The following is a 25,053-nucleotide window of genomic DNA, read 5'->3' on the forward strand; positions in this document are numbered from 1 at the left end:
GCAGATGCGGCGGGGGACAAGCGCTCGCCGGTCGTCGGCGATCCGCAAAAGAGAACTGGCCGGGGCGTGCCCCGGCCAGCGGTTGCTTGCAAGATCCGGTGGGTGCGGGTCAGACCCGCTGACTGCCCTGGCCGAACTCCGGATAGGCCTCGACGCCCACCTCGGTCTTGTCGAGGCCGAGGGCCTCGTCCTCGGCGCTGACGCGAATGCCGAGGGTCATCTTCAGGGCGAGCCAGACGATCATGCTGCCGACGAAGGCGAAGGCGCCATAGGCGGCGATGCCGATGATCTGGGTCGCGTAGCTGGTCTCCGCGTTGGACAGCGGCACGATCAGCGTGCCCCAGATGCCGGCGACCAGATGCACCGGGATGGCGCCGACCACATCGTCGATCTTCAGCCGGTCGAGCAGCGGCACGGTGAAGACGACGATCACGCCGCCGACGCCGCCGATCAGCACCGCCTGCCAGACGGTCGGCTGCAGCGGTTCGGCGGTGATCGACACCAGGCCGGCGAGCGCGCCGTTCAGGGCCATGGTGACATCGACCTTCTTGTAGAGCGCCTGGGTGAGCAGCACCGCGACCACCACGCCGGCGGCGGCGGCCATGTTGGTGTTGGCGAAGATGCGGGAGACGTCGGTCACATCGCCGATGGTGCCCATGGCGAGCTGCGAGGCACCGTTGAAGCCGAACCAGCCGAGCCACAGGATGAAGGTGCCGAGGGTGGCCAGCGGCATGGAGGAGCCGGGCAGGGCGAGGGCGCGGCCGTCGCTGCCGTATTTGCCGGCGCGGGCGCCGAGCACCAGTGCGCCGGCAAGGGCCGCCCAGCCGCCGACCGAATGGACCAGGGTGGAGCCGGCGAAGTCGGAAAAGCCCATGGCGGAGAGCCAGCCGGCGCCCCACTGCCAGGAGGCGGCGATCGGGTAGATGAAGCCGGTGAGGACGACGGTGAAGATCAGGAACGGCCACAGCTTGATGCGCTCGGCAAGGGTGCCGGAGACGATCGAGGCGGTGGTGGCGCAGAACACCATCTGGAAGAACCAGTCGGAGGCGGTGGAATAGCCGGTCGCCAGCAGCGCCTCCTTGGCGGCCTCGTCGCCGGCACCGACCGCGTCGAAGGCATAGGGGCCGAAGGTGCCGATGAAGCCGCCGTCGACGCCGGTGTACATCAGGTTGTAACCGGTGATCCAGAACATCAGCCCGGCGATGGAATATAGGCAGATGTTCTTCAGGCACTGCATGGAGACGTTCTTGGAGCGCACCATGCCGGCTTCCAGCATGGCGAAGCCGGCGGCCATCCACATCACCAGGAAGCCGCCGATCAGGAACAGCAGCGTGTTGAAGATATAGGCGGTTTCGGAGGCGAGCGCATATTGCGGCGCCGGCGCGGCGGTGGCCGCGTCCTGGGCGAGGGCGGGGCCGGTGACCGCCAAGAGCGCCAGCGCGGCGAGCCCGACGGGGTCGAGATGCTTTTTCATGTCAAAGGATCCTTTGCACGGAGGGGTCAGAGCGCGGTGGCGTCGGTTTCGCCGGTGCGGATGCGTTGCACCTGTTCGAGCGCGTAGACGAAGATCTTGCCGTCGCCGATCTGGCCGGTCTTGGCGGCTTCGGCGATGGTCTCCACCACCGTGTCGGCAAGCTCGGCGGTCACGGCGACCTCGATCTTCAGCTTGGGCAGGAAGCTGATGGCGTATTCGGTGCCGCGGTAGATCTCGGTGTGCCCCTTCTGGCGGCCGTAGCCCTTGACCTCGGTTACCGTCAGCCCCTGAACGCCGATGCTCGTGAGGGCGTCGCGCACCTCCTCGAGCTTGAACGGCTTGATGATGGCCATCACGATTTTCATGCTCGCTTCCGTTCCTTTCCCTGTTGCCGCCGCCGCCATCCGCGCCGGTCGGCGTCGTCAGGGATGTTTCAAGGAGCGTGCCAACTCGTGTTGCGGCGCAATATGGGGCGGTTCGAGGTGAGGGGCGGATCGAAAAAGGTAATGGTATCAATGTGGTGGGCTGGTGTATTGCGGGGGCGGCGTCCGGGTCTCCACGCAGAGGTGTGGCGTCCATGGCTGATTAAAAAATAATCATATAAGCATTTCGAGTATGATTAATTATTGTGCATATAACTGTTGGGCGGTGAGGAAATCGGGCGGGCCTTGCATTCGTGGCCGGTTGGGGCCAATGCTCCTTGCGGCCTACGAACGGACCGGGCGCAACGGGCGCGGCCTCAAGACGGATGGCGGGCAATCCGGGTGGGAGACGATGACGGTGAGTGACGTGGACGTGCATCTCGATCTGAAGGGGCTGAAATGCCCCTTGCCGGTGCTGAAGACGCGCAAGGCCATGGCCCCGCTCAAGACCGGCGCCCGGCTCAGGGTCGAGGCGACGGATCCCATGTCGGTGATCGACATTCCCCATTTCTGCCAGGAAGCAGGGCATCGGCTGCTGTCGCAGGAGCGCGATGGCGAGGTCGCCGTGTTCCTGCTGGAAAAGGGCTGACGTCGTCCTTGGCGTTCAGCCGGCGAGCCTATCCATGGCCCGCGCCAGCTTGATATCGAGCTCGGTCAGCCCGCCCGCGTCATGGGTGGTCAGTCTGACCGAGACGGTGCGATAGACATTCGACCAGTCCGGGTGGTGGTTCATCTTCTCCGCCACCAGAGCGACCCGGGTCATGAAGCCGAAGGCCTCGATGAAACCGGCAAAGCGGAAGGTCTTTTCGATCGCATCGCCCTCGGGGTCAAGGCTCCACCCGGGCAGGTCGTTCAGTGCCTCGCGGCGCTGGTCCTTCGTCAATCGTTCGGCCATGGCGTTTTCCCTCCGTCCCCGAGCTGCTACCGTTCCATGAAACGGCGCTGCAGGAAAGCGGTCGCCAGCCGCTGAGGGGGGAATGTGATGACCGCGATCCTGTTTGTCTGTCTTGGCAACATCTGCCGTTCGCCCCTGGCCGAGGGGGTGATGCGCGACCGGGCGGCCCGGGCCGGGCGGGCGGAGGGGCTGGTCATTGAGTCCGCCGGCACCGGGGCCTGGCATGTGGGGAAGCGGCCGGATCCGCGGTCGATCGAGGTGGCGGCGCGCCATGACATCGACCTGACCGGACAGCGCGCCCGGCAGGTGAGCGTGGAGGACTTTTCCCGCTTTTCCCTGATCCTGGCGATGGATGACAGCAACTTGCGGGACCTTCAGGCGTTGCGCGCACGGGCGCCGGCGACGGCGGGCGCCAGCTTGCGCCGGTTTCTCGACCGGGACGTTCCCGATCCCTATTACGGCGGTCCGGGCGGGTTCGAGGCGGTCTATGATATGCTGGTGGAGGGCTGCGACCGATTGTTGCTCTCACTGTTTGACCGGGTTTGAATTGCCGGCGCCAGACCCCATCTGACACTCGGGCCGGGCGAAGCCAGAGGCTTCGCGCCCCATGCCTGTTCTTGCGGGCCGTGCAATGGGGCATGATCTTGACCAAGGCTGACCCGTCCGGGGTATCCGGTCCCGCCCTTCGGGTTGCTGTCAGACAAGGATGGAGTGTGCAATGAGTGGATTGCGGATCGCCCGGGACAGCTGGATTCTGGTGGGTGATGGCGAAAAGGCACTGGTTTTTCGCAATGTTGGCGACGCGGTCTATCCCAACCTGCAGGTGATCTCCATCCTGGCGCAGGAGAACCCGCCCACCTCGGCGCAAGGAACCGACGCGCCGGGGCGGCTGTCCGATGGGCCAGGGCCGCACCGCAGCGCGGTGGAAGTGACCGACTGGCACCGGCTGGAAAAGGCCCGCTTTGCCCGCGATGTGGCAGAGGCGCTCTACCGCGAGGCATATAAGGGACGTTTCGCGAAGCTGATCGTCGTGGCGCCGCCGGCAACGCTTGGCGAGTTGCGCAAGGCGTTCCACAAGGAGGTGACGGATCGGATCGTCGCCGAAGTGGACAAGACCCTGACCGGCCATCCGCCGGCCGAGATCGAACGCATCCTGCGCACGAAGGACTGACGATGGCCGGAGCGGCGGCGCCTCATGGGCCGTCGCGCCGCCAGTCCGGGGCGAAGGCGACCCGCTCCATGCCGGTAAACCGGGCCATGCGTGCCACTTCCGCCTCAAGCCGGGCAAGCCGGCCCTCGCCGAGGCGAATGCCCGGTTCGGGCCAGAAGCCGGTGACCGCCAGTACCCCGTCCGCCCGTCGGCAGATCATGTCGATCCGGCCGATCAGCCGTGCCCCTTCCAGAAGCGGAAACACGTAATAGCCGTAGGTGCGGCGGGCCGCCGGCACGAACACCTCAATGCGATAGCTGAAGCCGAACAGCCGCTCGGCGCGTTTGCGGTCGCGCAGCACCGGGTCGAACGGGCTGAGCACGCGCACGCGCCCGGGCGGTTCGGGCGCCTCGGCAAGCAGGCTGTCTAGATCGGCGCGGGCGTGGCAGAGCCGCTCGCTGCCGTCCTTGCTGAGGATGCGCACCGGCTGCAGACGGTCGCGGGCGGTCTCGGTGCACCAGACCTTCGCTTCCTCCGGAGTAACCAGATCGTAGAAGGCGGCGATCTCCCCGGAGGTGGCGACGCCAAGCCGGTCAAGCGCGCCGGTGCAGGCCCAGTCGATGAATGCCGCGTGCAACACCTCGCGCCGGAAATGCTCTTCCGGCACCACCCGTTCGGCGAGATCGTAGATCTTGGCGAAATTGTCCCGGCGGGTGACGGCGATCTCCCCGGTGTGCCAGAGAAACTCCAGCGCGGCCTTGCCTGGATGCCAGTTCCACCAGCCCGGCTCCTTGCGCTCTCGCTCCTTGTCGAAATCGCGGGTGCCGGCCGGGCCGTTGTCGCGGATATGTGCCAGCACCCGGTCGAGCTCGCCTTGAAACTCTGCGCCGTGCCAGTTGGTCCAGCGGGCCTTAAGCCGCTCGCGCTTGCGGGCGAAGCGGTGCCGCCAGTAAGGGTAGGCCGACACCGGGATCACCGAGGCGTCATGGGTCCAGTGCTCGAACAGCGCCCGCTCCCGCTCCAGCAGGCCGGTCAGCAGCTTGGGCCGGTAGGTCTGGTTGCGGGAGAACAGGATCTGGTGATGGGCACGGGTCACCGTGTTGATCGAATCGACCTGCACGAAGCCGAGCCCGTCGATCATCTGCCGGACCCCGTCCGCACCGACCTTTGTGCCCGGCGGTGCGGCAAGACCCTGCAGATGCAGGAAGACCCGGGCAAGATCCCGGGCCTCAATCGTAAGGGTCACGTGTCCGCCGGCGCCGCGTCGGCAGCCGCCTCTTCACCTGCTTCCGGCGTCGCTTCGAAAACCACCAGAAGATCCTTGGCATCGACCTGGCTGCCCGGGGCGACCAGCACCTCGGCGATCCGCCCGTCCCGGTCGCAATGCAGGGCGGTTTCCATCTTCATCGCTTCGATCGACACCAGCACATCGCCGCTGGTGACGCTCTGGCCGGGCTTGACCGCCACGGTGGAAATCACCCCGGGCATCGGCGCGCCGACATGCCGGTCGTTGCCGGCCTCGGCCTTGCGGTTCACGCCGGAGCCCTTGCCGCCATGGGCCCGGTCCGGCACCTTGATGATGCGCGGCTGGCCATTGAGCTCGAAGAAGACCTTGCGTTCGCCTTTTTCGTCGGTCTCGCCGACCGCCTGACAGCGCACCACCAGCGTCTTGCCCGGCTCCAGGTCAATGGCGATCTCCTCACCGGTGGCCAGGCCGTAGAAATAGACCGGTGTTGGCAGCACGCTGACCGGACCGTAGGTCTCCTGCGCGGCGGCGAAATCGGTGAACACCTTGGGGTACATCAGATAGGAGGCGAGCTCGGTGGGGGAGAGGTCGCGGCCGGTCTTTTCCGCTGCTTCCGCATGGCGGGCGTCCAGATCGTCGTCGGCGAGCAGCGAGCCCGGGCGCACGGTGATCGGCGTCTCGCTCTTCAGCACCTTGGCCTGCAGTGCGGCCGGCCAGCCGCCGGGCGATTGACCCAGATCGCCGCGCATCATCTGGACGACGCTTTCGGGGAAGGCGACCTCCCGGTCCGGCGCGGTGACATCCGCCACGGTGAGCCCCTGGCTGACCATCATCAGCGCCATGTCGCCGACCACCTTGGAAGAGGGGGTGACCTTGACGATGTCGCCGAACATCATGTTGACGTCGTGATAGGCCTGCGCCACCTCGTGCCAGCGGGTTTCCAGACCGAGCGAGCGGGCCTGTTCCTTCAGGTTGGTGAACTGGCCACCGGGCATTTCATGCAAATAAACCTCGGAGGCCGGCGCGCGCAGATCGCTTTCAAAGGCGCGATACTGATTGCGCACCGCTTCCCAGTAGAAGGAGATTTCCCGGATTGTCCGTGGGTCGAGCCCGGGATCGCGGGCACCGCCGCGCAGGGCGGCGACGATGGAGCCGAGTGCGGGCTGGGACGTCATGCCAGAGAAGGCGTCCATCGCCGCGTCGACCGCATCGACCCCGGCCTCGACGGCGGTCAGTACGGTGGCGGCGGAAATGCCCGAGGTGTCATGGGTGTGGAAATGGATCGGCAGGCCGGTTTCCTGCTTCAAGGCGGTGAACAGACGGCGGGCCGCCTCCGGCTTCATCAGCCCGGCCATGTCCTTGACGCCGAGGATGTGGCAACCGGCCTGTTCCAGTTGCCGGGCCATCTTCACGTAATAGGCCAGGTCGTATTTCGGCCGGGCGCTGTCCATCAGATCGCCGGTGTAGCAGATCACCCCCTCGCACAGCTTGTCCGCCTCGATCACCGCATCGAGCGACACGCGCATGTTCTCTACCCAGTTGAGGCAGTCGAACACCCGGAAGAGGTCGATGCCGGCCGCCGCCGCCTCGGCGACGAAGGCACGGACCACATTGTCGGGATAGTTGGTGTAGCCGACCCCATTGGCGCCGCGCAGCAGCATCTGCAACAGGATGTTCGGCGCCTTTTCCCGCACCAGCCGTAGCCGCTCCCACGGGTCCTCGGTCAGGAAGCGCATGGCCACGTCGAAGGTTGCCCCGCCCCAGCATTCCAGCGAGAACAGTTGCGGCAGTCCGGCGGCGTAGCTCTCGGCGATGGCGGCGATGTCGAAGGTGCGCATGCGGGTGGCCAGCAGCGACTGGTGCGCATCGCGCATGGTGGTGTCGGTGATCAGAACCCGCCGTTCTGCCTTCATCCAGTCGGCGAAGCCTGCCGGGCCGAGCTCGTCCAGCAGCTGCCGGGTGCCGTGTTTCAGTGTCTCGCCATAGGCCGGCGGCACCGGCGCCGGCGCATCCGCCGGCGGTCGTGGTCGGGCCTTGGTCTCCGGATGGCCGTTGACGGTTACGTCGGCGATATAGGTCAGCAGCTTGGTTGCCCGGTCGCGGCGGGTGACCTGTTCGAACAGGGCCGGGGTGCTGTCGATGAAGCGGGTGGTGTAGCTGTTGGCGCGGAAATCGGCGTGGCCGATGATGTTCTCCAGGAACACCAGATTGGTGGCGACGCCGCGAATGCGAAACTCGCGCAAGGCCCGGTCCATGCGCTGGGCCGCCTCCTCGGCGGTGGGGGCCCAGGCGGTCACCTTCTCCAGCAGCGGATCGTAGAAGCGGGTGATCACCGCGCCGGAATAGGCGGTGCCGCCATCGAGCCGGATGCCATAGCCGGTGGCGCCGCGATAGGCGGTGATGCGGCCATAGTCGGGGATGAAATTCTGCTCCGGATCCTCGGTGGTGATCCGGCATTGCAGGGCATGGCCGTTGAGCTGCAGCTTTCCCTGGGGCGGCACGCCGGAGGCGGGATCGCCGATCATCGCCCCGGCGGCGATGCGGATCTGCGCCTTCACCAGATCGACGCCGGTCACCTCCTCGGTGACCGTGTGTTCCACCTGAATGCGCGGGTTGACCTCGATGAAATAGAACGCGCCGGTGTCCGCATCCATCAGGAACTCGACGGTGCCGGCGCCGCGATAGCCGACCGTCCGGCCGATCCTCAGGCCGAAATCGCAGACCTCGGCCCGTTGTTCGGCGCTGAGATAGGGGGCGGGTGCCCGCTCCACCACCTTCTGGTGGCGCCGCTGGATCGAGCAGTCGCGCTCGAACAGATGGACCAGATTGCCGTGGGCGTCGCCGAGGATCTGCACCTCCACATGGCGGGCGCGCTCCACCAGCTTTTCCAGATAGATCTCGTCCTTGCCGAAGGCGGCCCGGGCCTCGCGCTTGGCGGCCTCGGTCTCGCGGATCAGCGCCTCCTCGTCGCGGATGACGCGCATGCCGCGCCCGCCGCCGCCCCAGGAGGCCTTGAGCATCAGCGGATAGCCGATGGCCTCGGCCAGGCGTCGCACCTCGTTCATGTCGTCGGGCAGCGGATCGGTGGCCGGCATCACCGGCACGCCGGCCTCGATCGCCAGATTGCGGGCGGCGACCTTGTTTCCCAGGCGCCGCATGGTGTCGGGCTCGGGGCCGATGAAGATGAAGCCGGCGGCAGCGCAGGCCTCGGCGAATTCCGGGCTTTCGGAGAGGAAGCCATAGCCTGGATGAATGGCGTCGACCTCGGCCTTGCGCGCCACCCGCAGGATCTCGTCGATCGACAGATAGGCCTCGATCGGGCCGAGCTGCTCGGGAAGATGCGGACCCTTGCCGATCTGGTAGGCCTCGTCCGCCTTGAAGCGATGCAGCGCCAGTTTGTCCTGCTCGGCGTAGACCGCGACGGTGCGCATACCCAGCTCGGTCGCCGCGCGAAACACGCGGATGGCAATTTCCGAACGGTTTGCGACAAGGATCTTGCGAATGGCCAAAGGTGCTCCTCCCTCTCCAATGGGCATTGCCTGTGGTTCTACGCGTCGTGGCCGTACAAGGAAAGCCGGATGCGGGGGGTGGAGCGGGCCGGTGCCGCGCTGGGCGGCAAGGCTGCTTCATTTTGAGACGATATGGTTAACGAGCCGAGGAGAAGGGTTGTGCCGGCAGGGGCATCGCCCGGTCCCACCATGTGGCTGGCCGGGCGCTGGCCACCAGATCTTGTGAAAACAAACCGGAAACACAGGAGGGGCAGCGATTCGGACAGGCTTTGTTTCCGCTTTCATCGCAATGCAAATCGGCCGGGCTGGAGATTTCTTGCCTGGTTCATCTTTTTTCAAGAAATAGCTCTTGCGCGGCAGGGAATCGGGCCATGCGGGAATTGGGAAGTAAATCCTTGTTCCGATTCAGGATTTTGGCGCCCCTTTTCTATCGAGTACGAGATCTTGTGGAGAACGAATGCGGAATCTCGGCGTGTGACCGATTCGGTCCGGCTTTGTTCGGGACTCGTTCCGTTCTCGCCGATTTCGCCTGTTCCGACGCCGAAATCCCGGCGCCATCGGCGGGAAAAGAAAGGGCGACATGGCCGCGCGGTCTGTGCTACCTAACGGGCGGTTTTCCTCCGGCTGCGGGGCCTTGCTCCGGGAGGGATGGTTCAATTTTCCGCCCGGTGACGGCGCCGTGTTCGGAACCGAGGGAGTGTAAGGCTTGGCGATGGCGGTGACCTTCAGCTCTTTGCCTTGTCCTGGCCACATGGGCAGCGCTCACTTGTGGGGCAGCGCTCATTCGTGGGGCGGCGGTCCGGCGGCTTCGCGCTGTCGCGGCGGCATTCGCCATTTTCGCGCCGATCCGGTCCGCTGACCGCATCCCGACACCGAAACAGGTCACCTCGCGTCGACAATCGCCATGCTTCAATCCGGATACACGCAGCTCCCGGCGGTCGCCCGCGCCCGCAACGTCACCGCCGTTCTCGGGCCGACCAACACCGGCAAGACCCATCTGGCAATCGAGCGGATGATTGCCCAGGAAAGCGGCCTGATCGGGCTGCCGTTGCGGCTCCTGGCGCGCGAGGTTTATGGCCGCATCGTCGACCGGGTCGGCGAGGGGCAGGTGGCGCTGGTCACCGGCGAGGAAAAGATTGTGCCGCGCGAGGCCCGGTTCTGGGTTTCCACCGTCGAGGCGATGCCGCTCGACCTGAAACCGTCCTTCGTCGCCATCGATGAGGTGCAGCTCGCCGGCGATCTGGAGCGCGGGCATGTGTTCACCGACCGTATTCTCAACATGCGCGGCACCTCCGAGACCCTGCTTCTGGGCTCGGCGACGGCACGCCCGCTGCTGGAGCGTTTGCTGCCGGGGCTGAATGTGGTGACCCGGCCGCGCATGTCGGTGCTGTCCTACACCGGTCAGAAGAAGATCACCCGGCTGCCGCAGCGCTCAGCCATCGTCGCCTTCTCCTCCTCGGAGGTCTATGCCATCGCCGAGTTGATCCGGCGCCAGCATGGCGGCGCGGCGGTGGTGCTCGGCTCGCTCAGCCCGCGCACCCGCAATGCCCAGGTGGCGCTGTTCCAGAACGGGGACGTGCAGCACCTGATCGCCACCGACGCCATCGGCATGGGGCTCAATCTCGATGTGGATCACATCGCCTTTGCCGGAGTGCGCAAGTTCGACGGCTACCAGTATCGCCGGCTGAGCCCGGCGGAGATGGGGCAGATCGCCGGCCGTGCCGGTCGGCACACAAGGGACGGCACCTTCGGCGTTACCGGCCGGGTCGATCCGTTCGAGGATGATCTGGTGGAGGATCTGGAGAGCCACCGATTCGACGCGCTCAAGGTGTTCCAGTGGCGCAGCACCCGGCTCGACTTTTCCTCCGTGGCCGCCTTGCGCCGCTCGCTCGACGAGCCGCCGCGCGAGCAGGGTCTGACGCGGGCGCTGCCCGGGGCGGATGAAACCGCCTTCGATCTGGCCGTGCGCGACGAGGCGGTCCGCCGGCTGGCCGAGGGCAAGGGCAACACGAAACTTTTGTGGGACGTGTGCCAGGTGCCGGATTACCGCAAGATCGCGCCGGCCAATCATGCGGATCTGATCGCGGGTCTGTTCGGCCATCTGACCCGCGAAGGGGTGGTTCCGGATGACTGGTTCGCCCGCCAGGTGGCCTTTGCCGACCGGACGGATGGGGACATCGACACCCTGTCCAATCGCATGGCGCATATCCGCACCTGGACCTTTGTTGCCAACCGCGCCGACTGGCTTTCCGATCCCGCCCATTGGCAAGGCGTCACGCGCGGCGTAGAAGACCGTTTATCGGATGCCTTGCACGACAGACTGACACAACGGTTTGTCGACCGGCGAACGAGCGTATTGATGCGACGTCTGAGAGAGAATGCAATGCTTGAAGCGGAAATCACATCGACAGGCGACGTGCTCGTCGAGGGACAGCATGTTGGCCAGTTGCAAGGGTTCCGCTTCGCGCCGGACGCGGCAGCGGAAGGAACCGATGGCAAGGCCCTGAGGGTCGCGGCGCAAAAGGCGCTGGCCAGCGAGATGGGGAGCCGGGCGGAAAAGCTTTCGCGCGCGCCGAACGAGGAATTCGCTCTGGCCGACGACGGCGCGCTGCGCTGGCAAGGGGAAGTGGTCGCCCGCCTGTTGCCGGGTGACACGGTGCTGGCGCCGGGGATCCTGTTCCTGTGCGACGACACGCTGGACGGTGCCGACCGGGAGAAGGTCGAGGCGCGGCTGCAGCTCTGGGTCAAGGCCCATGTGGACACGCTGGTCAAGCCGCTGCGCGATCTGGAAACGGGCGAGGGGCTCGAAGGGCTGGCCCGGGGCGTCGCCTTCCGGCTGGTGGAAAATCTCGGCATCGTCGAGCGGGCGGACATCTCCGAGGACGTGCGCCAGCTTGATCAGACGATGCGGGCGGGCCTGCGCCGCCTTGGCGTGCGTTTCGGTGCCCATCACATTTTCGTTCCGGCCCTGCTGAAGCCGGCGCCGAGCCGGCTGATCGCCCAGCTCTGGGCGCTGAAGCATGGCGAGCCGGACATGCCGGGTCTTGCGGAGTTGCCGCAGCTTTCGGCCTCGGGACGCACCTCGATCACGGTCGATCCGGAGATTTCCAAGGCGCTCTACAAGGTGGTGGGCTTCCGCGTTTGCGGTCCGCGCGCCGTGCGCATCGACATTCTGGAGCGGCTGGCCGATCTCATTCGCCCGCTGCTCGCCTGGAAGCCGCTCGATACGGGCGTGACCCCGCCGGAGGGCGCCGTTGCCGAAGGCGGTGGGTTCACCGTGACGGTGGCGATGACCTCCTTGCTCGGCTGTGCCGGTGAGGATTTCTCGGCGGTGCTTAAGTCGCTCGGCTACCGCAGCGAAAGCCGTGAGGTTCAGCGGCCGGTGGTTGCTGCTGCCCCCGAAGCGGTGGGCGAAGCGCCTGCGGAGACCGCGCCGGAGACGGAAAACGCTGGCGAGGTGGCCCCGGCCCCGGTCGAGACGGATACGGCCCCCGCACCGGAGGCGGAAGCTGCGCGGGTCGGCGAGCCCGAGGCCGTTGCCGTTGCTGAGGCCTCAAGCGCAGAGATGACCGCCGAGGCGCCCGCCGCTGAAGCGGTCGCGTCCAACGCGGAAAACACGGAGCCGGCGCCGGCCGAGCCGGAAGCGGCCGAGGCTGCGCCTGCGGAAAGCGCGGACGAGGCTGCCCCGTCGGTGGTGATGGAAACGGTGACCATCGAGGTCTGGCGGCCGGGTCGGCGCGAACGGCGCGGGCGTGGTGGCGATGAGGCGGCGGCAGGTCGGCGTGAGGGCCGGCGCGGCGGCCGCGGGCGTGCCGGTGAGGGCGCGGCGGATCGTCGCCCCGGTGGCAAGCCGAAGGGCAAGGGGCGCCCCTTCGCGGATGGCGGCAAGCGGCGCGATGGTGCTGGCGGCGGCAAGCCGGGGGCGTCGTACAAATCGGCTCCGGCCCCGCGCAAACAGGCGCTCGATCCCGATTCGCCCTTTGCCAAGCTGGCGGCGCTGAAGGCGGATCTGGAGAAGAAGCCCCGCGACAAGAGCTGAGGCGGGCTGGCCGGGCGCCGGACTTCGGCGGACGATAGGCGCATGAGCGACGACGAAGGAAAGCCGGGGACCCTGCCGGACGCGGTTCAGCGGATCGACAAATGGCTGTGGTATGCGCGGGTGGTGAAGTCGCGCAGCCTGGCGCAGAAGCTCGTCAGCGGCGGCCATGTCCGGCTGAACCGGGACAAGGTGAGCGCGCCGGCTAAGCCGGTGCGGCCGGGGGATGTGCTGACCATTGCCGTGGCGCGCCGGGTGCTGGTGCTGAAGGTGCTGGCGCCGGGCGAGCGGCGCGGACCTGCGCCGGAGGCGCGGCGTCTCTATGAGGATCTGACCCCGGCGCCGCAAGGCGATCCCGCCTCGGGCGCGGCTGCGTCGCCGGAGGGCAAGGCGGCCGGGGATGTTCGCCCTGGCGCGCGGATGGCGGGGCCGGAGCGGCGGGATCCGGGCAGCGGTCGGCCGACCAAGCGGGCGCGGCGGCAGATGGATCGCCTGCGCGGCGGCGGCCTCGATGGGGGATGACCGGCGGGCCTGATCCCGGGTGCTGATCGGGCATGGGTCCCAAGTGGAGCGGAGCTGGCAGGAAAATCTTCTCCTGCCGCTACCATATGCAGCAATTTCCGAACTTGAAGGTCACCGGCAAACCCGTTAGGCAGTCTTCAAGAGGAGATCAGTGCCCTCGGGTTCCCGGCCTTGCGGTGGTGACGGCGGATCCTTCAGGCGATGCGAATGCGGCGCTGGCGCGGGGAGGGGCCTCCCCGGACGGCGGTCCGATGAAAGGATTACGATGACCTATATCGTCACGGACAATTGCATCAAGTGCAAGTACACGGACTGCGTGGAAGTGTGCCCGGTGGATTGTTTCTATGAAGGCGAGAACATGCTCGTCATTCATCCTGACGAATGCATCGACTGCGGCGTCTGCGAACCGGAATGCCCGGCCGATGCGATCAAGCCCGATACCGAGCCGGGTCTTGAGAAGTGGCTGGAGATCAACACCGAATACGCGACCAAATGGCCGAATATCACGGCCAAGAAGGAGCCCATGCCGGAGGCGGATGCCATGGACGGGCAGCCCGGCAAGTTCGAGAAGTTCTTCTCGGCGGAGCCCGGCGCGGGCGATTGACGCCGGAACGGCGGCGTTTTACGGGGCGTGGCAGCCAGGGTCTTCCCCGGCTCACGCCCCTGTTTGCGTTCGTATTTTGAAATCCACAGTTTTTGTGATAGTATTCTTACATAGCTGATGTGAAGCCTGTCTCCTCCTCCGGATGGAGGTTTTTTTTATGGCCGCAATTCTGTTTCGGCGTTCCGGCGTGGAAAAGCGGTTTCCTTCCTGACCAATTCGGGATGGGCATGTTCGGTCGGCTGATCAGCGAATAGCGGGCGTTTGCGACGCTGGGAAACCAGAGACCGGCGAGCGCGCGCATCTCCGTAAGGCGGGGCGAAGTCGATGGTCGCCCCTTTCGGCCTCAATGGCCGCAACTGCGCAGGAGTAGCAAGAGCGTATGGCGACAACTGTAAAGAAGACCGCGCAGAGACAGGGTTTCAAGACGGGCGAGCATATCGTCTATCCGGCGCATGGGGTTGGACAGATCACCGCAATCGAAGAGCAGAATGTCGCAGGCTACGCCCTGGAACTGCTGGTGATCAATTTCGAACAGGACAAGATGACGCTGCGGGTGCCGGTCGCCAAGATCGCCTCCGTTGGCATGCGCAAGCTGTCGGATGCGGCGGCGGTCAAGAAGTCGTTGGAGACCGTTCGTGGCCGGCCGCGCATCAAGCGCACCATGTGGAGCCGCCGCGCGCAGGAGTATGAGGCCAAGATCAACTCCGGCGACCTGATCGCCATCGCCGAGGTGGTGCGCGACCTGTATCGCTCGGACAGCCAGCCGGAGCAGTCCTATTCCGAACGTCAGCTTTATGAAGCGGCGCTCGATCGGATGTCGCGGGAGATCGCGGCGGTCAACAAGAGCTCGGAAACCGAAGCCATTCGGCAGATCGAGCAGAACCTGGCCAAGTCCGCCGGGCGCAAGCCCGCAGCCGAGGCAGAAGGCGAGGGCGAGGGCGCACAGGAAGAAGCCGCCTGATCTTTCGGTTTCGTGCGTTTTTGAAAAAGCCCGGCCGTCGCGCCGGGCTTTTTTTCTAGGGTCTGGGCCCTGGGCAGAGGGCGAGCAAAAATGATGATGTTCCGCCCCGCGATCAGGAAACCTTATGGTCGCACACGATAACTTGTATTGGTTCTGATCGGGCCTTGGGCGCATTGTGGGGGTAACGAGTTGATCCGGTTGCCGTGGCGCCTGCTGGTGCCGCCCGTGTTTCAGGAGGCCTCCCTCTCCTGAAACGGCGGCTTTCTGCCTCGGAGCCGGATCCGGGCGGCGCGTTCCGACGCGGCCGCCACACGGTGGTGTGCTTGCTCAAAGAGCTGGGTGAACCGGACTGCGGTGAACCGAAGGGCGGGCCGCCACGTAGACTGGCCGAGCGCAACGCGCGGAGGAACCCATCATGAGCTACCTCTCAGGTGACCGTCGGCAACTGGTTCGGGCAGCGATGAACGCGCCCTATCTGAGCCGCGAGGAAGAGCACGAACTGGCGCTGAAATGGCGCTACGAGGACGATCAGGCCGCGCTTGACCGGCTGAGCCTGGCGCATATGCGGTTGGTGATCGCTGTTGCCGCCAAGTATCGCAACTTCGGCCTGTCGATGGCTGACCTCATCCAGGAAGGGCATATCGGTCTGCTGGAAGCCGCCTCGCGGTTCGAACCGGAGCGGGAGGTGCGCTTTTCCACCTACGCCACCTGGTGGATCCGCGCCTCGATCCAGGACTATATCCTGCGCAACTGGTCGATCGTGCGCGGGGGCACGTCCTCGACGCAAAAGGCGTTGTTCTTCAACCTGCGCCGCCTGCGGGCGAAGCTGACCAGCGGCACCACCCAGATCACGGAAACGGAACTGGTTTCCAAGATCGCCGACGTGATGGGGGTTAAGCCGGCGGATGTGGCGACCATGAGCGCGCGTCTTTCCGGTCCGGATACCTCGCTGAACGCGCCGGTGTCGGAAAGCGACGGACCAGGCACCGACCGGCAGGACTTCCTTGTGTCGGACGAACCGCTTCCGGAAGAAACCGTGGGCGCGGTGATCGACACCGAACGGCGTTCCCGCTGGCTGGAGAGCGCGCTCGGCGTGTTGAGCGAACGAGAGCTCAGGATCGTGCGCGAGCGCCGGCTCACCGAGGATGGGGCGACGCTGGAGGCGCTGGGGCAGAAGCTCGGCATTTCCAAGGAGCGCGTGCGGCAGATCGAAAGTCGGGCGCTGGAGAAGCTGCGCGAGGCCCTGCTCAAGGTGCAGCCGGACAAGCTGTCCTATTGCGGCTGACCGCCTTCAGACGGTAGCGGTGCGCCGGTATGGACGTGATGATTGTTCGGGTGCGGGGGAGGGCTCTCGCGCCTGAAAAATGGTGATCCCGGCAGGATTCGAACCTGCGACCCTCAGATTAGGAATCTGATGCTCTATCCTGCTGAGCTACGGGACCCTCGGCAGCTATGCTGCGACGTTGATAACAAACCCCGGCGAAAAATCAATTTTCAATCCGCCGGTCGCGCCCGCTTTCCTCCGATCCCGGATGGGCAAGCAGCGCCGGCGGGGTGTGTCGTCGCGGCTGCGGAGTGCTCGCAGTGGTCTTGCCGAAGACGGCGCGTCACGCGATAGTTGCCGCCCGTCTTGGCGCAGCCCCTCGCGCCATTTCCGCACGCGTCCCGAACCGGATCCCGCCATGAGAGCTTTTCCCCGCGCCGTCCTTGTCTTGCTGATCGGTCTGTCGGGGGCGGCCGCGATGACGTCCGCGGTGCGCGCCAGGACCCTGTGCACGGTGATTGCCGACGCAGGCGATGGCCGCATCCTGCTGCAAGAGGGCGAGGGGTGCGGGGCGCGGGTGACGCCGGCCTCGACCTTCAAGATCCCGCTCAGCCTGATGGGCTTCGATTCCGGCTTCCTTGAAGATGAGACGGTGCCAAAGCTTCCCTATCGCAAGGGCTATGTCGCCTGGGGCGGCAAGGCCTGGACCCAGCCGACCGACCCGGCCCGCTGGATGCGCTATTCGGTCGTTTGGTTCTCGCAGCAGATCACAGGATTTCTCGGCGCCGAGCGGCTGCATGATTATGCCGCCGCGTTTGGTTATGGCAACGCGGACCTTTCCGGCGATCCGGGCAAGGGCAACGGGCTGGAGCGGTCCTGGATCGCGTCCTCGCTGAAGATTTCGCCGCTGGAGCAGGTTGCCTTTCTGGGCAAGCTGGTCAATCGGCGGCTTCCGGTCTCCGCCCAGGCGATGGAGATGACCGGGCGGATCGTTCAGGCTGCCGAACCGGGCGATGGCTGGATGCTCAAGGGCAAGACTGGCGGCGCCTATCCGCGCCGGAAGGACGGCAGCTTCGACCGGGCGCGCGGTTGGGGCTGGTATGTGGGCTGGGCTGAAAAGGACGGGCGGACACTGGTGTTCGCCCGGCTGGCTCAGGATGAAACGCGGCAGAAGGGCTCGCCCGGCATACGCGCGCGCAAGGCCCTGCTGGCGAATTGGCCGGCGCTGGCGGCACGGGCGCTGGCGCCGGGGCGCTAAAGGCGTCCGCCCGACTTCGGGGGCTATCGGTGCGGCCGGGCCGGGGCGCGAAAGCCCGCTTCGGCGAAGGAGACGATGCGCTCCAGCACCGGTTCATACTGGGAAATGTCGCAAATCCCCTCGGAGATATGCTCCAGCCGCTGCAGATCGGTGATGGTGTAATGGAGGGTGCCGAGGGTGAAATGCAGGCGCCAGTGGATCTCCTCGGCGCTCAGTTCCGGCAGAACCTTTTGCAGGTAGGGGATGAAGCGGCGCAGATGGCCGACGTCCCGGTAGAACAGGTCGTAGAGCGGCGAGGCGCGGTCGACCTGGCAGCGGATCAGAAACTGAATGAAGAGGCCGCGCCCGCCCGGGTCGAAGGACCAGCGGATGCCGGGGGCGAGCAGGGCGGTCAGCACCTCGCGCAGTGGCACGATGCCGGTTTCCGAGCGCGCCTCTGCCTCTTGCAGAAGCTGGGCCCGTTCGCGATTGAGATCCCGCGCCCGGCGCAGGAACACCGCCTTGAACAGCCCCTCCTTGCTGCCGAAGTGATAATTGACCGCCGCCAGCGCCACATTGGCCTCGGTGGTGATCTCCCTGAGGGACACGGAGGCGAAGCTGCGGCGGGCGAACAGGCTTTCGGCGACCTCGATGATGCGGGTGCGGGTCTCGGCGGCGCGCAGCTGACCACTGTCCTGCCGCCGAGGCTCGTCATCGAAGGCGATCGCCTCGGTCCATTCGGGCTCTTTCGTCATCTCAGGTTCTTTTCCCTTCAAAGACCCTGGCCTTTTCGGCCAGCGGGGCCTTGAGCACCTTGCCGTTCGGGTTGCGCGGCAGGGGCTCGGCGCCCACCAGATAGAAATCCGGCTGCTTGTAGTCGGCCAGGGTCGCGGCCGCATGGCGGCGCAGCGCGGCCTCGTCCGTCTCGCCGGGCTGGCAGGCGACGAAGACGCAGACCCGCTCGCCCATCACCGGATCGGCCACCGGCACCGCCGCGCATTCCACCACGCCCTCAAGCGCCACCAGTGCGTTTTCCACCTCGGCGCTGAAAACCTTGTAGCCGCCCTTGTTGATCATGTCCTTCTTGCGATCGTGGATATAGAGGTAGCCCTCCGCGTCCATGCTGACAACATCGCCGGTGCGCCAGTATCCGTCGATGAAGGCGCGGGCGGTCTGCTCCGGATCCTCCCAGTAGCCGGGCACGACCATCGGGCCGCGCACCCACAATTCTCCGCTTTGCCCGCGCGGCACTTCCCTGCCGGCGTCGTCCATCACCACCGCCTCGGCGCATTGCACCAGAAGGCCGACGCTGGCCGGCCGGTCGCGGCTGGCAAAGGCCGGCATGATCGACACCGGCGAGGTGGTTTCCGTCGCGCCATAGGCGTTGATCAGCCGCAGGTCCGGCAGCACTTCGCCGAGGCGCTGCACGGTGGCTGGCGGCATGATGCCGCCGCCGAAGATGCCGGTGCGCCAGGCGTCGAAGGCGCCGGCATCGAAATCGGCATGCATCAGGATCAGCTGGTAGATCGAGGGCACGAAGACGGTGAAGGTGATCGCCTCGCGCTTCATCACCTCCAGCACCTCGGCGGTGCGGTAGTCGGGCAGGATCACCGTGGCGCCGGCGACCGACAGCATGTTGGTGTAAAGCGCCATGAAGCCGGAAATATGCGCGCCGGGAATGGCCAGCAGGCCGCGCTGGCCCGGTTTCAGGTCGATGGCATAGGCGTATTGCAGGGCGGAATGGACAATGTTGATGTTGGCGATCCGCGCGCCCTTGGGCTTGCCGGTCGTGCCGGAGGTGTAGAACAGGAAGATGGTGTCATCTTCATCGCCAACCGGCGGGGGAGGTGTGTCGTCGGCCGCGAGCAATTCGGCGAAAGCGGTCATGCCGGCGGGGGCAGCCTCGGTGGTCTCGCCATTGCCGGCCACCCAGATGTGGCGCAAGGAGGGGCACTCGGCGGCCGGCGGGACACGGGGCAGGATGTCTTTGCCGGTGATCAGCGCGGCGGCCTGACAGTGGTTGAGGATGTAGCGGGTTTCCGGTGCGCTCATCTTGATGCTCATGGGCACGGCGATCGCCCCCATGCGGACAGCGCCCATGATGGCGAGAAAGAAGGGAATGCCGTTGCCGAGCATGATGCCGACCCGCTCGCCGGGGGCAATGCCGGCGGCGGTGAGCCCGTTGGCGACCCGGCTGACGGCCGCGTCGAATTCCCCGTAGCTCAGGCGCTCCTCGCCGCAGACCAGCGCCTCGTTGTCACCATGGTCGCGGGCGGCCTTGCGCAACAGATCGTCGAACCGCGCCGGACGGCGGTCGAGGCAGGTAAACAGCCGGTGGCCGAAATGACACTCCCGGCGGGTGGTGTTGACCGTTTCGGGAACGACGAAGCGCTCACCGGCAATTGCCGGAGCGTAGGGCTCTGTTTTCTGGGTGCTGGACATGTCGGTCTTCTCCTCCCTTGCGACCTTGCGACCTTGCGGCCCGGATCAGCGCGGCGGCAGGCGAATGCCGCCGTCGAGCCGGATCACTTCGCCGTTGAGCAGGTGATTTTCGATGATCGCCATCACCAGGCCGGCGAATTCCGCCGGTGTGCCGAGCCGGTCGGGGAAGGGCGGGCGCAGGGCGGTGACCACATCGCGGGACCGGTCCGGCATGCCGTGCACCATCGGCGTTGAAAACACGCCGGGGGCGATGGCCATGACGCGGATGCCGTATTTGCCCAGCTCCCGGGCAAGTGGCAGGGTCATGGCGGCAACACCGCCCTTGGAGGCAGAATAGGCGGCCTGGCCGACCATGCCGTCGAAGGCGGCGACCGAGCTGGTGTTGACGATCACGCCGCGCTCACCGTCCGCATCCGGCTCGGCCTCCTGCATCTGCCGGGCGGCGAGGCGGATGAAGTTGAAACTGCCGATCAGATTGACCTCGAGAACCTTGCGGAATTCGTCGAGCGGCATGGGGCCGTCCGGCCGCAAGGTGGCACCGGGCGCGGCAATGCCGGCGCAGTTGACGAGGACGCGCGGGCTTCCCCAGCGCGCCGCATGGTCGGCGAACAGCCGCTCCGCGGTCTCGGGGTCTGCGACATCGCAGGCGGCGGTTTCGATGCCCTCATGGGGCAGCGCGGCGCGCAGCGCCTCCGCATCGAGATCGACGGCGGTGACCCGGTAGCCCGCCTGATGCAGCTTGAGGGCGGTCGCCTGGCCGAGCCCCGATGCCGCGCCGGTGACGATGGCCGATGCCCCATCTGCTGAAAAACTGAATGATCGTTCCATTTATTCCTCCAGAAAAATGCCAATCGCGTTCTTGTTCAGCGAGATGTCTGGCAATTTCGGATCATTTATTGCAGGGAATGACGCGCCTCTCAAGAATGAACTTGAACGGTCGTTCTAAATTTGATAGCGAGGAATGGCTGTGATTGGGAGGAGATCATGAAGCATTCGGTATTTTGGGCGGCACTCGCCGTCAGTGGACTGGCCGTCGGTGGATTGGCGATGAGTGGTCTGGCCGTGGGGGCGGCGCAGGCGGAAAGTATTCGCATCGGCCATATCGACCCGTTTTCGGGCACGTTTTCCAATGTGGGCGTCGTCAACGGCAAACATGTGCAGTTTGGCGCCGATCTGGTGAACGAGGCCGGCGGCGTTCTTGGCGGCAAGACCTTCGAAGTGGTGCGCTTCGACAACAAGGCGAGCGCCCAGGAGACGGTGATCGCCTTTCAGGAGGCGCTCGATCAGGGTATCCGCATCATCACCCAGGCCACCAGCTCGGGCATCGCGCTGGCGCTGGCCGATGCGGTCAACAAGCACAACCGGCGCAATCCGGACGATCCGGTGCTCTATCTCAACTACGGTTCGGCGGACCCGTCGCTGACCCGCGACAAGTGCAATTTCTACATGTTCCGCTTCGAGGCCCATTCGGGCATGAAGCAGGCCGGTCTGACCGATCTGATCGCCGCCGACAAGGACATCAAGAAGGTCTACATCATCGGTCAGGACTATGGCCACGGCCATGAGGTCAGCCGCTACACCAAGGAGATGCTGGCGGAAAAGCGCCCCGATATCGAGATCGTCGGCGATGAGTTCCACCCCTTTGGCAAGGTCAAGGACTTCACCCCCTATGTGGCCAAGATCAAGGCCGCCGGCGCCGATGCGGTGGTGACCGGCAACTTCGGCGCCGACCTGACGCTTTTGATCAAGGCGGCCAACAGCGCCGGCCTCGATGCCAAGTTCTTCACCCAGTATTCGGGCACCTTCGGCACGCCGACGGCGATTGGCGCGGCCGGTGTCGGCCGGGTCTACGATGCCGCGCCCTGGCATCCGGACGTCCCGGTGGAGCAGGACAACGCGGCGGCGGGCCAACTGGTCTCCGGTTTTCAGGAGAAATATGGCGAGGATCTCTACTACGTGCAGATCCTGGTGCAGATGCAGATGCTGGCCGAGGCCATCGAGGCGGCCGGCTCGACCGACCCCAAGGCGGTGGCCGGTGCCCTGTCCGGGGCCGCTTTCGATGGTCCCACCGGCAAGATGACCATGCGCGCCTCCGATCACCAGCTGTTCCACCCGCTGTTCATGTCGGTCTTTACCGGTGAAGGGATCACCAACGACGCCGAAGGGACGGGCCTTGGCTGGAAGACGGTCCTGACGGTGAACGGCGATCAGCTTTCCGACGATTCCACCTGTGAGGTGAAGCGCCCCTAGGTGCCCGTTTCACCGATCTGACTGGAATTCGCGGGTTGCGTCCCTCTTGAAAAGGGGAAGCAACCCGCCCTTGGGGAGGCTTTGCGGGTGGATACTTTCGCCTTTGCCGTGGTCAACGGCCTGCTCTACGGCATGTTGCTATTCATGCTGGCCAGCGGCTTGACGCTGATCTTCAGCCTGATGGGCGTGCTCAACTTCGCCCATGCCAGTTTCTTCATGCTGGGCGCCTATTTCGCCTATCAACTGAGCAGCATCGGCAATTTCTGGATGGGGCTGGTGCTGGCGCCGCTTCTGGTCGGGCTGCTCGGCGCCACCGTCGAGCGCTACGGCCTGCGGGTGGTGCACCGGCATGGCCATGTGGCCGAGCTTCTGTTCACCTTCGGTCTTGCCTATCTGATCGAGGAGTTGGTCCGGCTTGTCTGGGGCCGTCAGCCGGTGCCCTATCGCATCCCGGAGGTGCTTGACTTTCCGCTGTTTTCCATTGGCGGCATCGACTATTCCGCCTATCGCGCCTTCATGTTCGCCATCGCCGTTCTGATGTTTCTCGGCCTCCTGGCGCTGCTGAAGCGCACCCGGGTCGGCCTGATGGTGCAGGCGGCGCTGTCCCATCCGGACGTGTTGTGGGCGCTCGGGCACAATGTGCCGCGCCTGTTCATGCTGGTGTTCGGCGGCGGCGTGGCGCTGGCCGGTCTCGCCGGGGTGATTGGCGGCAATTATCTCGTCACCGAGCCGGGCATGGCCCATCAGATGGGGACGATCCTGTTCGTGATCGTCGTCTTCGGCGGGCTCGGCTCGCTGCTCGGCGCCTTCCTCGCCTCGATCCTCATCGGCATCCTGCAGACGTTGATGGTCGCCTTCGACGGCACCTTGACCGATCTGGTGGTGAGCCTTGGCGCCGCCGCGCCGCAGGCGACCGGGCCGTTCCGTGAAATCTGGACGATCACTCCGGCCAATCTTGCGCCGGTCCTTCCCTATCTCCTGCTCGTGGTGCTCCTGATCGTGCGGCCCCGGGGGCTTCTGGGGACGCGCGAAACATGACCAGATCCGTCTCTTTCCTGCTCTTAGGCCTTCTCGCCCTCAGCGCGGCGCTGGCGTTGCCGCTGGTCTCGGACAGCCGTTTTCTCACCCTGTTCCTGACCCAGCTCGCGGTGATGGTGACCTTCGCCATGTCCTACAATGTGCTTCTGGGACAGACCGGGCTCCTGTCCTTCGGCCATGCGGTCTATTTCGGCGGCGGCGTCTTTGCCGCGCTCTATCTGATCACGGCGATCGGCGGCGGTGCGCTGGCACTGCCCCTGGAATTCATACCGCTTGGCGGCGCGCTCGCGGGGCTGGCGATGGCCGCCGTCTTGGGGCTCGTCTCCGTGCGCCGGGCCGGCACCACCTTCGCCATGATCTCGCTGGGCATGGCTGAGCTGATCACCGCCGCCGCCATGGTGTTTCCAAGCGTCTTTGGCGGCGAGCAAGGGGTCTCCACCGATCGGATGGTGGATGTCACCCTCACCGGTCTGGGCTACGGCCGGCCCTCGGAGATCTATCTGCTGGTGCTGGTCTGGGCGCTGGTCAGCGTCGCCCTGATGGTGTTCCTGTCGCGCAGCCCGCTTGGCCGGATGGCGAATGCGGTGCGGGACAATCCGCAGCGGGTGGAGTTTCTCGGCTACGATCCCTACTGGATCCGCTTCCTGCAATTCTGCATCGCCGGCACCTTCGCCGGGCTTGCCGGCAGCCTGTTCGCGCTCACCTTCGAGATCGCCAATGCGGAGGTATTCGGGCTGCGCACCTCGGCCAATGTGCTGATCGCCACCTATCTCGGCGGCATCACCTATGTGCTGGGGCCGGTGGTCGGTGCCTTCGTGGTGCTGCTCCTGGAGCTCAACCTGGCGCGGATCACCGATGCCTGGCTGTTCTATTACGGTCTTCTGTTCCTGGCGATCATCCTGTTCGCGCCGCGCGGGCTGACCGGGATCCTGGCCGAACTGCCCGGGGCACTGCGCCGCCACGGTGCGGCGGGGTGCCTGCGCCGGGCGCTGGTCTGGGGGCCGGCGGTGCTGTCCGGGCTGGTCGGCGGGGTGATGCTGGTCGAGCTGAGCTATCACCTGTCCAACAGCTTCGACCCAAGCGATCCGCTGCGCCTGTTCTGGCGCGATGTCGATGCCACGAACTGGGGCGTGTGGGCGCTGGCGCTGGGGGCCTGCGCCCTGTCGGCGGCGCTGGTCCTGCGGGCCCGGCGCGGGGGGCGGCGGCCTGAGGTGGTCGTCACGCCGCTGGTGGAGGAGGGCTCATGATGACCGCTTCCGGGCCCGCGCTTTCCATTCGCGATCTTCACAAGGATTTCGGCGCCGCCCAGATCATTCGCGGCATCTCGCTCGACGTGCGCGAGGGCAGTTTCCATGCGGTGATCGGGCCGAATGGCGCCGGCAAGTCCACCTTCTTCAACCTGATCTCGGGACGGTTTGCCCCGACCTCCGGAAAGATCCTGCTCGGCGACACGCAGATCTCGGGGATGCGGCCCTACCGGATCAACCGCCTTGGTCTCTCGCGCTCCTTCCAGATCACCAACATCTTCAACGAGATGAGCGTGTTCGAGAACATCCGCTGCGCGCTGATGTGGCCGGGCCGGGCGGGCTACTGCTTCTGGCGGCGGGCCTCCGGATATCGTCGGATCGGCGCTGAGGCGGAGCGGCTGATCGAGGAGATCGGCCTGTCGGCGCGGGCGGGCGAAAAGGCCGGCAATCTGTCTTATGCGGAGCAGCGGGCGCTTGAGGTCGGCATGACCATTGCTGGTGATGCCCGGGTGCTTTTGTTCGATGAGCCCACCGCCGGGATGAACCACAATGAGGTGGAGCAGTTCTCCGGCTTCCTGCGCAAGGTGGCGGTGGGGCGGACGGTGATGATGGTGGAGCATGACATGAACGTGGTGTTCAGCCTGGCCGACCGGGTGTCGGTGCTGGTCTACGGCCAGATCATCGCCACCGGCACGCCGGAGGAGATCCGCCAGGATCCGGCGGTGCGCGAAGCCTATCTCGGAGCGGAGGCATGAG

The 25,053-nt window shown here is 65.9% G+C and carries 21 protein-coding genes and 1 tRNA gene; 13 read left to right on the forward strand and 9 right to left on the reverse strand.

Annotated features, from left to right (window positions below):
* Positions 1–109 precede the first annotated feature (109 nt).
* Both IEV83_RS14710 and IEV83_RS14715 read right to left on the reverse strand, forming a co-directional pair.
* Positions 110–1,474, reverse strand: a complete 1,365-nt coding sequence (locus IEV83_RS14710; protein ID WP_181759664.1) for an ammonium transporter AmtB — start codon at positions 1,472–1,474, stop codon at positions 110–112.
* A gap of 26 nt (positions 1,475–1,500) precedes the next feature.
* Positions 1,501–1,839: a P-II family nitrogen regulator gene (locus IEV83_RS14715; protein ID WP_181759663.1), complete on the reverse strand. Its 339-nt coding sequence runs from the start codon at positions 1,837–1,839 to the stop codon at positions 1,501–1,503.
* A gap of 409 nt (positions 1,840–2,248) precedes the next feature.
* On the opposite strand from IEV83_RS14715, the gene IEV83_RS14720 reads away from it, so the two are divergent.
* Positions 2,249–2,485: a sulfurtransferase TusA family protein gene (locus tag IEV83_RS14720; RefSeq protein ID WP_181759662.1), complete on the forward strand. Its 237-nt coding sequence runs from the start codon at positions 2,249–2,251 to the stop codon at positions 2,483–2,485.
* Positions 2,486–2,500: 15 nt separating this feature from the next.
* Here the strand turns inward: IEV83_RS14720 and IEV83_RS14725 are convergent, their stop codons facing one another.
* Positions 2,501–2,791: a 4a-hydroxytetrahydrobiopterin dehydratase gene (locus IEV83_RS14725; RefSeq protein ID WP_181759661.1), complete on the reverse strand. Its 291-nt coding sequence runs from the start codon at positions 2,789–2,791 to the stop codon at positions 2,501–2,503.
* A gap of 87 nt (positions 2,792–2,878) precedes the next feature.
* On the opposite strand from IEV83_RS14725, the gene IEV83_RS14730 reads away from it, so the two are divergent.
* Both IEV83_RS14730 and IEV83_RS14735 read left to right on the forward strand, forming a co-directional pair.
* Positions 2,879–3,337: a low molecular weight protein-tyrosine-phosphatase gene (locus tag IEV83_RS14730; protein ID WP_181759660.1), complete on the forward strand. Its 459-nt coding sequence runs from the start codon at positions 2,879–2,881 to the stop codon at positions 3,335–3,337.
* A gap of 172 nt (positions 3,338–3,509) precedes the next feature.
* Positions 3,510–3,962 (forward strand): host attachment family protein, encoded by a 453-nt coding sequence (locus IEV83_RS14735; RefSeq protein ID WP_181759659.1) that lies wholly within the window; start codon positions 3,510–3,512, stop codon positions 3,960–3,962.
* 22 nt (positions 3,963–3,984) lie between these two features.
* Here IEV83_RS14735 and IEV83_RS14740 read toward each other — a convergent pair whose 3' ends face one another.
* Complete coding sequence (locus IEV83_RS14740) at positions 3,985–5,187, reverse strand: winged helix-turn-helix domain-containing protein (protein WP_244628199.1); 1,203 nt, start codon at positions 5,185–5,187, stop codon at positions 3,985–3,987.
* Positions 5,184–8,696 (reverse strand): pyruvate carboxylase, encoded by a 3,513-nt coding sequence (gene pyc, locus IEV83_RS14745; RefSeq protein WP_181759658.1) that lies wholly within the window; start codon positions 8,694–8,696, stop codon positions 5,184–5,186. Before pyc ends, IEV83_RS14740 begins: the two co-directional genes overlap by 4 nt.
* A gap of 904 nt (positions 8,697–9,600) precedes the next feature.
* Here pyc and IEV83_RS14750 point away from each other — a divergent pair.
* From IEV83_RS14750 to IEV83_RS14770, 5 genes are all read left to right on the forward strand, one after another.
* Entirely contained in the window at positions 9,601–12,735 is a 3,135-nt protein-coding gene (locus IEV83_RS14750; protein WP_209003185.1) for a helicase-related protein, read from the forward strand.
* A gap of 42 nt (positions 12,736–12,777) precedes the next feature.
* Complete coding sequence (locus tag IEV83_RS14755) at positions 12,778–13,254, forward strand: RNA-binding S4 domain-containing protein (protein ID WP_181759657.1); 477 nt, start codon at positions 12,778–12,780, stop codon at positions 13,252–13,254.
* A 265-nt stretch (positions 13,255–13,519) separates the two neighbouring features.
* Positions 13,520–13,858, forward strand: a complete 339-nt coding sequence (gene fdxA / locus IEV83_RS14760) for a ferredoxin FdxA (RefSeq protein ID WP_181759656.1) — start codon at positions 13,520–13,522, stop codon at positions 13,856–13,858.
* A gap of 379 nt (positions 13,859–14,237) precedes the next feature.
* Entirely contained in the window at positions 14,238–14,819 is a 582-nt protein-coding gene (locus IEV83_RS14765; RefSeq protein WP_181759655.1) for a CarD family transcriptional regulator, read from the forward strand.
* Positions 14,820–15,234: 415 nt separating this feature from the next.
* Positions 15,235–16,104 (forward strand): RNA polymerase factor sigma-32, encoded by an 870-nt coding sequence (locus IEV83_RS14770; RefSeq protein ID WP_181759654.1) that lies wholly within the window; start codon positions 15,235–15,237, stop codon positions 16,102–16,104.
* A gap of 80 nt (positions 16,105–16,184) precedes the next feature.
* On the opposite strand, the gene IEV83_RS14775 is transcribed toward IEV83_RS14770, so the two are convergent.
* Positions 16,185–16,261 (reverse strand) — tRNA-Arg (locus tag IEV83_RS14775).
* Positions 16,262–16,501: 240 nt separating this feature from the next.
* Between IEV83_RS14775 and blaOXA the strand changes: the two genes are divergently transcribed.
* Entirely contained in the window at positions 16,502–17,341 is an 840-nt protein-coding gene (gene blaOXA, locus IEV83_RS14780; protein ID WP_181759653.1) for a class D beta-lactamase, read from the forward strand.
* 23 nt (positions 17,342–17,364) lie between these two features.
* Here blaOXA and IEV83_RS14785 read toward each other — a convergent pair whose 3' ends face one another.
* Genes IEV83_RS14785 through IEV83_RS14795 form a run of 3 tightly spaced genes read right to left on the reverse strand, consistent with a single transcriptional unit; the run spans position 17,365 to position 20,590 of the window.
* Positions 17,365–18,075 (reverse strand): TetR/AcrR family transcriptional regulator, encoded by a 711-nt coding sequence (locus IEV83_RS14785; RefSeq protein WP_181759652.1) that lies wholly within the window; start codon positions 18,073–18,075, stop codon positions 17,365–17,367.
* A gap of 1 nt (position 18,076) precedes the next feature.
* On the reverse strand, positions 18,077–19,762 hold the full coding sequence (locus tag IEV83_RS14790; protein WP_181759651.1) for a class I adenylate-forming enzyme family protein: 1,686 nt from the start codon (positions 19,760–19,762) through the stop codon (positions 18,077–18,079).
* A 45-nt stretch (positions 19,763–19,807) separates the two neighbouring features.
* A complete protein-coding gene (locus IEV83_RS14795; RefSeq protein WP_181759650.1) occupies positions 19,808–20,590 on the reverse strand; it encodes an SDR family NAD(P)-dependent oxidoreductase in 783 nt (260 codons plus the stop codon).
* Positions 20,591–20,746: 156 nt separating this feature from the next.
* Here IEV83_RS14795 and IEV83_RS14800 point away from each other — a divergent pair, with 156 nt between their 5' ends.
* The 4 genes from IEV83_RS14800 (at position 20,747) to IEV83_RS14815 (ending at position 25,052) form a co-directional block, all read left to right on the forward strand.
* On the forward strand, positions 20,747–22,012 hold the full coding sequence (locus IEV83_RS14800) for a branched-chain amino acid ABC transporter substrate-binding protein (RefSeq protein ID WP_181759649.1): 1,266 nt from the start codon (positions 20,747–20,749) through the stop codon (positions 22,010–22,012).
* Positions 22,013–22,144: 132 nt separating this feature from the next.
* Positions 22,145–23,050, forward strand: a complete 906-nt coding sequence (locus IEV83_RS14805) for a branched-chain amino acid ABC transporter permease (RefSeq protein ID WP_209003194.1) — start codon at positions 22,145–22,147, stop codon at positions 23,048–23,050.
* Positions 23,047–24,297: a branched-chain amino acid ABC transporter permease gene (locus IEV83_RS14810; RefSeq protein ID WP_181759647.1), complete on the forward strand. Its 1,251-nt coding sequence runs from the start codon at positions 23,047–23,049 to the stop codon at positions 24,295–24,297. Before IEV83_RS14805 ends, IEV83_RS14810 begins: the two co-directional genes overlap by 4 nt.
* On the forward strand, positions 24,297–25,052 hold the full coding sequence (locus IEV83_RS14815) for an ABC transporter ATP-binding protein (RefSeq protein ID WP_181759646.1): 756 nt from the start codon (positions 24,297–24,299) through the stop codon (positions 25,050–25,052). Before IEV83_RS14810 ends, IEV83_RS14815 begins: the two co-directional genes overlap by 1 nt.
* Position 25,053: the final 1 nt, after the last annotated feature.

This window comes from Stappia taiwanensis, assembly GCF_014635285.1.
In the GTDB taxonomy this organism is placed as follows: domain Bacteria; phylum Pseudomonadota; class Alphaproteobacteria; order Rhizobiales; family Stappiaceae; genus Stappia; species Stappia taiwanensis.